We start from the raw sequence: 8,894 nt of genomic DNA, 5'->3' as shown, positions 1-8,894 counted from the left end.
CCATTCGTTTATAATAAGAATAGATGTTTAAACAAGCAAAGGAATCAACCATGCCAAAAGCCAAATACGAATCCATTTACAAAGATCTGAAACAAAAAATCGAGTCTCAGGAATATCACTGCCAGGAACTTCTTCCTTCAGAAAACACCATGGTGGAAATCTCCGGCTGCTCCAGAAACACCATCCGAAGGGCTGTTGCCCAGCTGGTGGAGGAACTGTCTCTTATACACATCGCGATGTGTATAAGAGACAAGTATAAAACAGATGACCGCATGAAAATTCTTGAAATTGGCTGCGGGGAGGGAAGGGACGCTGTTTATCTGCTGGAAAAAGGATATCATGTAACCGCCACGGATATCTCTCCTGTAGCCATAGAGCATTGTAAAGAGTGGTTCCCGGATTATTCAAATTGCTTTCAGGTTTTAGATTGCTTATCGCAGCATCTGGATGAAAAATTCGGCTTTATCTATGCCGTTTCCGTGCTTCACATGTTAGTTTTGGATGAGGACAGAAGAAGGTTTTATCAATTTATATCCAATCATCTCACAGATGACGGCTTTGCACTCCTGTGTACCATGGGCGACGGTAAAGAAGAATCCCGTTCCGATATACAAAGCGCTTTTGACCTGCAAAAAAGGATCCACGAAACCACCGGCACAGAATTGCTGATAGCCGGGACTTCGTGCAGAAAGGTTAATTTTGACACATTAGGCAAAGAAATAACCAATAACAGCCTTGAACTGACAGAAAGCGGAATCACATCAATTATGCCTGATTTTCCAACGATCATGTATGCCGTCATCAGAAAGTGCAGTCATGCCAAATGAGCATCTTCCTGAAAACAACAGCAAAGCCGGGCCGCCCATATCGGAATTCGTGCAAAAAAGCCAGACAGGAGCCAAAATGACAAACTTAGAAAAAACAGCGGAATGCATCAATATAGTAGGCCGTTTCTGCGGCCGCAGAGACATAAACGCACTATCCAGACAAAACCTTATGGAAAGCTATGGAATTCCCCGCGTCGATCTCTTTCTTTTATTCGGCGGAAGCATCCCCTGCGCCGCAGAACTTTTCGCAGACGCCGTCCGTGAAAAAATCGCCGCGCATTATCTGATTGTGGGAGGAGAAGGACATACGACGGAAAGTCTCCGCCGGAAAATGGCCGCCCTTTGTCCCGGACTCCTCACGGAGGGAAAATCCGAAGCCGAAGTGTTCGCCGGATATTTATCCCAAAAATACGGCATCTCCCCTGACTATCTGGAAACAGCCTCCACCAACTGCGGCAATAACGTGACCAACGCCCTGGAACTCATAAAAAAAGAAGGCCTTCCCCATGACACGATTCTCCTGATGCAGGATGCCTCCATGCAGCTGCGTATGGATGCCGGGTTCCGAAAATATCTGGATGCCCACAGCCGGATTATTAATTTTGCCTGTTACCAGGCTGAAGTCATTGTCGAAAATAACGCCCTCGCCTTCCGGGATAATACCATTACCGGCCTTTGGGATATGGAACGATATATCACCCTGCTCATGGGAGAAATCCCCCGCCTCCGCGATGATTCTGAAGGATATGGCCCTCAAGGGAAAAACTTTATCGCCCATGTGGACATCCCTGAACATGTGGAAAAGGCTTATGCTTATATAAAAGAAAATTACGGGGATCTTACCAGAACTGCCAATCCCGCTTATGCCACAATCAAAGGAGAGGGAAGCGCCTGACGGCGTTCCCCTCTTTTCTTACCCTGTGGGCACAGCCACGATAAACAGCAGCTCCCGCCCTTTTCCGGTCCCCTCATTCCCCCTTCTGCGCAAAATCCAACAGCCTGCGCAATTCCTCCTCAAACCGGATATCATCCGCCGCCTGTCTCTTATGCGGCCCTTTTCCATGATATTTGGAAGATGCCCTGCGCGCCTTTTTCGCCAGATGCCGCTCCATCAGCATCAGATCAATATTCTCCCGGGTATACCACTTTCCGGACTGATGAATCCCATAGGCCCCTTTCCCCAGAGCCATTGCCGCTACGCCATAGTCCTGCGTCACCACAAGGTCCCCTTTCCTGCAAAGGCTCACCAGTGCAAAATCCACCGCATCGGCTCCTGCGCCTATCACCCTGACCTCACTGTATTCAGAGTTCAGGACATGATTCGCATCACACAAAAGTATCACGGGAATTTTCCTTTCCCGCGCGAGCTTTTCCACAATTTCCACTACCGGACAGGCATCCGCATCTACCAATATCTGCATTGATTATAGTTCCTTTCCTGCGTCTAATCATATGAAAAGACAATAAATTTCCCTTCATAGCTGCTCCAGACCGTTTTACGGAGCCTCGGAAAATAAAAGGTGGAAAACAGCATCTGCGTTACAGAAAGCCTGAGCGCTATGGCAAACAGGCTTTCCTCAAAAGGGAAATAAACATCCTCCCTGCTGTCCGGCAGGCCATATGCATGCAGAAACCGTACCTGTTCTGAGGAAAGAACCGTCTCCGCTCTGCTCTGTTCCTCCTTGGAAAGAGTTCCGAAATAAAAGTCAAAATAGGTATTCTCTCTTCCGTTCTCCTCCAGCAGACGACAGATATATGTTTCCAGCGCTTCCTCATCCCCCTCTGCCATATCCTGCCGTCCTGACCGTATGGCCTCCTGCAGAGTATCCGGCACCATGCAGCCGGCCCTGAGCAAATCTTCCTTCTTCATAGCCTCTCCCGAATTTTCCCGCTCCTTCTATGCCTGACCGAACAAAGCCTTCGCTTTCTCCATCCGTTCCACAATCCTGACTCCGAAAGGACAGCGCGTTTCACATCCGCCGCACTGAATACAGTCCCCCGCATTCACAGACAGCTGGCTGTAATGCGCCTTGACGGTCGCCGGTACTTCTTCCTGCATCACCGCCAAATCATACAGCTTATTGACCATGGCGATATCAATTCTGGAAGGACAGGGCGCGCAATGGCCGCAATAGGTACACTGTCCGCTGTAAGCATGATGAGGCGCGTTTGCCAGAACGCTGGCATAATCCTTTTCTTCCTCCGTCGCCGTTTCATAGGCCACGGCAGCATCCACATGCTCCGGCGTATCAAATCCTGCCATAACGCTTGCCACCGCAGGCCTGGTAAGCGCATAATGCAGACACTGAACCGGAGTCAGAGCCGCACCGAAGGGTGATGTTTCCGCCTGGAACAAACGCCCGCCTGCATACCCCTTCATAACGGTTATTCCCACACCCTCTCTTTCACAGATCCGGTATAGCTCCTCCCTCTCCGGAGCGATCCCGCCCAGCTGCTCCTCGTAGGTTTCTTTAAAATACTCATTCAGATCCTCTGACGCAGGAAGCAGATCAAATGCCGGATTCACACTGAAAAGAATCATTTCAATGACTCCGCTCAGCGCCGCCATCCTGGCCACCTCCGGATTATGGGTACTTATACCGATGTGGCGGATGACGCCCTGAGCCTTCAGCCCCTTCACATAATCAATGAATTCCCCTTCCATGATACGCAGGAATTCCGCCTTCTCATCCACGAAATGAATCATGCCCAGATCAATATAATCCGTTCCCATCCTGTCAAGAAGATCCTGGAAGGCAATGCGTACCTGCTCCAGATTCCGGGTACGCACATACTGCCCGTTCTGCCACGTGGATCCCAGATGTCCCTGGATGATCCAGCGCTCCCTCTTCCCTGCGATCGCCGCCCCGATCTTGGAGCGCACTTCCGGTTCCGACATCCAGCAGTCCAGGATGTTAATCCCCAGTTCCTCACACCGGTCTATAACCGCCTTCACCTCTCCCGCATTGTGACGTTCCAGCCATTCTCCGCCCAGCCCGATTTCACTGACGGAAAGCCCAGTTTTTCCTAATTCTCTGTACCTCATTCGTTATCCTCCTTGCATGTGTTTGATTCCTATTATGGGGTTGTTCAGGAATTGTCATCTTCAACAACCCTTCCTCCAACATTTGATCCATATAATGCCGTTTCAAATAAGAGCGATTAGGTATATTAAATTTTGCCATAATTTCTTTTACTGTTTTCGGTTCCTTACAAAATAATAAATTTTTAATTACAATATCTTAGTCACTTTCTTGTCCATGTTCTTGTTCTCTTTGTACAAGACCATCATTTATTAGCTGTAAATAAGAATTGCAAGCTTTACATAAAACCATAATCCCACTTTTTGATATCTCATATTCCGGCAACGGGCCGCCATAGGATTCGCACGCTTCCTGTATCTTCTCAATCCTCGACACATAAAAAGAATATTATCACTTCTGCAAATTATTGTACTATATTCGGATTCCTTTTTCCACTCTATTCTGTGTGTCATATACAATCCTGGCAACAGTTCAGTCCTGTATAAAATAGAATCGGCAAAACAAAACATCTTATACGGAAATAAAGAACTGCCGCAAACTGAATATTTTCAGCAAAACGGCAGTTTTTTAACAACTTTCAGTATTTTCGCATAACCCGGCTGTCTCTGATTACTGCATCATCCATCGTCCATTCCTACATCAATTCTCTTAACCCATTCTCTGACAGCAGAATAACATTTTCTCGAAATGCACTATCTATAATTCTCCCCTGCCTCCTGCCCGTCGGCTTCTGTCTCAGCATTATACCTATATCATTTCCTTTCCCACACCGCCGTTTCAAAAGGACGAAGCCGCACCCCTTCCGTCCCCTTCTCAGGCTCCCCGGAATAATTCCCCAGAATCTTTACATAATCACCTTTTCCCATAACAATCCCCGCCGTAACAGACCGGGAGGTAAAATTATTCACCACCAGAAGTTCTTCCCCCTCCAGGCTGCGCCGATAAGCGAACACCTCCGGCTGGTCATCACACAGAAATTCTATTCTTCCCTCTGCAACCACCTTCTTCCGCTTTCTGAGCGCAATCAGTTCCCAGTAAAAATGAAAAACCGAATCCTCATCCTCCACCTGCATCGAAGCATTGATTTCCCTGTAATTATCCGGACACCCTATCCACGGCGTGCCCGAAGTAAATCCCGCATTCTCCGTCCCGTCCCACTGCATAGGAGTACGCCCGTTATCCCGGGACCGACAGGAAAGCACCTTCAGCGCCTCCTCCTTCGTTTTGCCCCGCTCCAGCAGAATCTGATAATAATTCAGACTCTCCACATCCCGGTACTGAATGATATCCGTATAATCGGCGTTTGTCATCCCCAGCTCTTCCCCCTGATAAATATAGGGAGTTCCCCGAAGCAGGTGAATGGCTGCCGCCAGCATCTTAGCGGATTCCTTCCTGTATTTTCCCTCATCCCCCAGCCGGGAAACAATTCGCGGCTGATCATGGTTGCACCAGAAAACAGCATTCCACCCATCATTTTCCTGCATTCCCAGCTGCCACTTTTTAAGAATAGACTTCAGTTCCCCCAAATCCGGTTCCATCAGCTCCCATTTATTGCCATCCTTGTAATCCACCTTAAGATGATGAAAACTAAAACACATGGAAAGCTCTTTTTCCTCCGGATTGGAATAACGGATGCAGTTTTCCAGCGAAGTGGAGGACATTTCCCCCACCGTCACCAAATCCCCAATCCCCGTATCCGCCGTGAGCTCCTTCAGGAATTTATGCACATGCCGCCCATCCGTATAAAACCTTCTGCCGTCCCCCTCCCAATCATCCTCCCAGACCTCCGGTTTGGAAATCAGATTCACCACATCAAACCGGAATCCCCGGATTCCTTTTTCTTTCCAGAAAAGGATAACCTTTTTCAGTTCCTCCCGAACCTCAGGATTATCCCAGTTCAGATCAGCCTGCGTCACATCAAACAGATGAAGATACCACTTCCCCAGATGAGGCACATACTCCCAGGCCGGGCCCCCGAATTTGGAATCCCAGTTCGTAGGAGGCCTATCCACCTCCCCGTCCCTGAAAAAATAGTAATCCATATACTTCTGTTCCCCTGCCAGAGCCCGACGGAACCATTCATGCTCAGTGGAGGTATGATTAAACACCATATCAAGCATCAGCCCTATTCCCCTGTTTCCGGCCTGCTCTGCCAGCACCTCCAGATCCTCCATGGTACCGAATACCGGATCCACACTCCTATAATCCGCCACATCATAACCATTATCTTTCTGCGGAGAGCGGAAAAACGGCGTCAGCCAAAGATAATCCACTCCCAGCTTTTCCAGATAATCCAGCCTGCTGATGACCCCTTTTAAATCCCCGATCCCGTCTCCGTCGGAATCCTGAAAGGACTTCGGATAAATCTGATAAACAACCTTATCTTTAAAATCTGCCATTTTTTCTGCTCCTCTACTCAAATACCATAATTTCCGTCTCATTTGCGGTTCCGCGCATACCGGTAAGTATGCGGATATTCTCCGCCTCACCCGCATCCGTTACAACACACACCGTCACATCAGGATGCCCGGCCTTCTTTATTTTTTCCCTGTCAAACCGGATGAGCGGTGAACCTGCGCTTACCCGCTCCCCCTGCTTCACCAGATAAGTGAAACCGTCACCCTTCATATCCACCGTATCAATACCCACATGAATCAGAAGCTGAACCCCGTTATCCATGAGCAGCCCCACCGCATGACGGGAATCCTCCATCATCACAATAACCGTTCCTGCCCCCGGAGAAGTAACCGTATCATTTTCCGGCCGTACAGCCAGCCCTTCTCCCATGATCCCTTCTGAAAAAACACCATCCCCCACTTCCTTCAAAGGAATGACCATACCATCCAGAAATGCCCGGAAAGCCTGCCCTTTCCCCATATTTTCATCCCTGCTGCCGCCCGAAACGCCGCTGCCTTCCAGACTCCCGCTCTCCTCCGGTACCCTTTCCATCGCCCTATTTCCCGTAACCAGTCCTTTTTTCTTCCCCACAACAGCCGTAAGCAGAAAAGGAACCGCCACTGCAATCGCCATACAAACTGCAAACATAGGCATAAATACCGGCTTGATGGACAGAATCCCCGGAAGACCTCCCACACCGATAGCATTCGCCGTAACACCCGCTGCCACACACACCACACCGGCACAGGCAGAACCAATCATCCCGCAGATAAAAGGAAACATATGCTTCAGGTTCACACCGAAAATAGCAGGCTCCGTCACCCCCAGATAACAGGATATACAGGCAGGGACATTCACTTCCTGAGCCCTTGCATCCCTTTTCTGCAGCCAAATCATACCAAGCACCGCAGAACCCTGCGCGATATTCGAAAGAGCGATCATCGGCCACAGCATAGTCCCCTCATAATCCGCAATCAGCTGAAGGTCTATCGCATTCGTCATATGATGAAGCCCCGTAATAACCAGCGGAGCATAAACAAATCCGAACACAGCCCCAAAGACCACTTTAAAAGACCCCGTAATTCCCGCATACACCACAGAAGATATAGCAGACCCGATTTTCCACCCAATAGGCCCCAGAATAAAATGAGCCGCCACCACCGAAAGCAAAAGACTGCAGAAAGGCACCACCACCATAGAAATCACCTGAGGCGTTATCTTCCTGAAAAACTTCTCCAGATAACACAGAGTAAACGCCGCCAGAATAGCCGGAAGCACCTGCGCCTGATAACCAATCATATTAATACGGAAAGCCCCGAAATCCCAATAAGGAATACTGTCAGCCGCCGTAGTAGCCACCGAATAAGCATTCAGCAGCTGCCCCGAAACCAACGTCAGCCCCAATATAATCCCCAGAATCTGCGTAGTCCCCATCTTCTTCGTCACAGACCAGCAAATCCCCACCGGAAGCATATGGAAAACCGCCTCCCCAATCAGCCAAAGAAAACTATCCATACCAGCCCAGAACTGACTCATTTCCGCCAAAGTCTTCGTACCGTTTTCAAACAAATACAGACTGTCGATACAGTTTCTGAACCCCAGAATCAACCCTCCGACAATAATCGCCGGAATCAAAGGAGCAAAAATCTCCGCAATCGCCGTTATCGCCCTCTGCAGCACATTTTGATTCTTTTTCGCAGCCTGCTTCACCGCATCCTTAGACACCCCTTCCACACCTGCAACCGCCACAAAATCATTATAAAAATCCGCCACACCATTCCCGATAATCACCTGAAACTGCCCCGACTGCGTAAAACTCCCCTTCACCGCCTTCATCCCTTCAATCCCGGCAACATCCGCCTTCCCCGGATCATTCAAAACAAACCGCATCCGAGTCATACAATGCGAAACCGCCCCAATATTCTCCTTCCCCCCAATCAACTCCAACAATTCCCTCGCATCCTCAGCATATTTTCCCATCTTTTTTCCTCCGCCCTTCTCGCATCAACTTGTTTAAACAAGTACCTCATATCTCTTTTATATCACACTTGTTTAAACAAGTCAACTCATTTATAATATTTTTACCATTTCCCTACTCATCCCCATCCCTTATCATATAATATATATTCTTCTCCCATTCTTCCCTCCCCTCGCCTGCCAATACGTAACACAGATAAAAACGAAAGGTACCAGCCTCCCGTCCTCCCTGGGTCCGTATGCGGGGGCGCTCTCTATGCTTCGACGGATGCATCTCAAAAAAAGGGAGCTGTATCTTACTGTTTCGTTTCCGTCCTCCGCTGCCCGCCCTTAGCGGCGCTGTCTGACGACCAACGGGAGGAGTTTAAGCCGCGTTGGCAGCGGAGGACGGAAACGAAACAGTTAGATACAGCCCCTTTTTTTGTCTGCATCCGCCGAAGCATAGAGAGCGCCCCCGCATACGGACCCAGGGAGGCCAGGAGGCTGGTACCTTTCGTTTTTATCGTCCCCCCCACACCCTTGACTTCCGCCTCCATTCGTTTATAATAAGAATAGATGTTTAAACAAGCAAAGGAATCAACCATGCCAAAAGCCAAATACGAATCCATTTACAAAGATCTGAAACAAAAAATCGAGTCTCAGGAATATC

At 48.8% G+C, this 8,894-nt stretch carries 8 protein-coding genes; 2 read left to right on the top strand and 6 right to left on the bottom strand.

What is annotated here, in order from left to right:
- The first annotated feature begins 50 nt into the window (after positions 1-50).
- Positions 51-827, top strand: a complete 777-nt coding sequence (locus tag BLA28_RS32550) for a methyltransferase (protein WP_071699755.1) — start codon at positions 51-53, stop codon at positions 825-827.
- A gap of 76 nt (positions 828-903) precedes the next feature.
- A complete protein-coding gene (locus BLA28_RS32545; RefSeq protein ID WP_069159133.1) occupies positions 904-1,722 on the top strand; it encodes an ElyC/SanA/YdcF family protein in 819 nt (272 codons plus the stop codon).
- Between the two features lie 73 nt (positions 1,723-1,795).
- On the opposite strand, the gene BLA28_RS32540 is transcribed toward BLA28_RS32545, so the two are convergent.
- The 6 genes from BLA28_RS32540 to treP all read right to left on the bottom strand — a co-directional run bounded on the left by BLA28_RS32540 (position 1,796) and on the right by treP (position 8,248).
- Positions 1,796-2,248: a YaiI/YqxD family protein gene (locus BLA28_RS32540; protein ID WP_069158828.1), complete on the bottom strand. Its 453-nt coding sequence runs from the start codon at positions 2,246-2,248 to the stop codon at positions 1,796-1,798.
- 23 nt (positions 2,249-2,271) lie between these two features.
- On the bottom strand, positions 2,272-2,697 hold the full coding sequence (locus tag BLA28_RS32535) for a hypothetical protein (protein ID WP_069158827.1): 426 nt from the start codon (positions 2,695-2,697) through the stop codon (positions 2,272-2,274).
- Between the two features lie 27 nt (positions 2,698-2,724).
- On the bottom strand, positions 2,725-3,873 hold the full coding sequence (locus BLA28_RS32530; protein ID WP_069158826.1) for an aldo/keto reductase: 1,149 nt from the start codon (positions 3,871-3,873) through the stop codon (positions 2,725-2,727).
- Positions 3,830-4,060: a Fic family protein gene (locus BLA28_RS34860; RefSeq protein WP_408607647.1), complete on the bottom strand. Its 231-nt coding sequence runs from the start codon at positions 4,058-4,060 to the stop codon at positions 3,830-3,832. The genes BLA28_RS32530 and BLA28_RS34860 overlap by 44 nt, the downstream gene beginning before the upstream one ends.
- Before the next feature lie 563 nt (positions 4,061-4,623).
- A complete protein-coding gene (gene treC, locus BLA28_RS32525; protein ID WP_069158825.1) occupies positions 4,624-6,270 on the bottom strand; it encodes an alpha,alpha-phosphotrehalase in 1,647 nt (548 codons plus the stop codon).
- 13 nt (positions 6,271-6,283) lie between these two features.
- Complete coding sequence (gene treP / locus BLA28_RS32520; protein ID WP_069158824.1) at positions 6,284-8,248, bottom strand: PTS system trehalose-specific EIIBC component; 1,965 nt, start codon at positions 8,246-8,248, stop codon at positions 6,284-6,286.
- Between the last annotated feature and the right edge of the window lie 646 nt (positions 8,249-8,894).

The sequence above is a fragment of the Eisenbergiella tayi genome, assembly GCF_001881565.1.
Taxonomy (GTDB): Bacteria; Bacillota; Clostridia; order Lachnospirales; family Lachnospiraceae; genus Eisenbergiella; species Eisenbergiella tayi.
The sequence above is the reverse complement of the archived record's forward strand: the minus strand, read 5'-3'. Positions and strand labels throughout refer to the sequence as shown.

Excerpts from the sequence above, each read along its gene's own strand:
- treP (WP_069158824.1), bottom strand. The coding sequence starts at position 8,248 with ATGGGAAAATATGCTGAGGATGCGAGGGAATTGTTGGAGTTGATTGGG.
- BLA28_RS32550 (WP_071699755.1), top strand. The coding sequence starts at position 51 with ATGCCAAAAGCCAAATACGAATCCATTTACAAAGATCTGAAACAAAAA.
- BLA28_RS32545 (WP_069159133.1), top strand. The coding sequence starts at position 904 with ATGACAAACTTAGAAAAAACAGCGGAATGCATCAATATAGTAGGCCGT.
- BLA28_RS32530 (WP_069158826.1), bottom strand. The coding sequence starts at position 3,873 with ATGAGGTACAGAGAATTAGGAAAAACTGGGCTTTCCGTCAGTGAAATC.
- treC (WP_069158825.1), bottom strand. The coding sequence starts at position 6,270 with ATGGCAGATTTTAAAGATAAGGTTGTTTATCAGATTTATCCGAAGTCC.
- BLA28_RS32540 (WP_069158828.1), bottom strand. The coding sequence starts at position 2,248 with ATGCAGATATTGGTAGATGCGGATGCCTGTCCGGTAGTGGAAATTGTG.
- BLA28_RS32535 (WP_069158827.1), bottom strand. The coding sequence starts at position 2,697 with ATGAAGAAGGAAGATTTGCTCAGGGCCGGCTGCATGGTGCCGGATACT.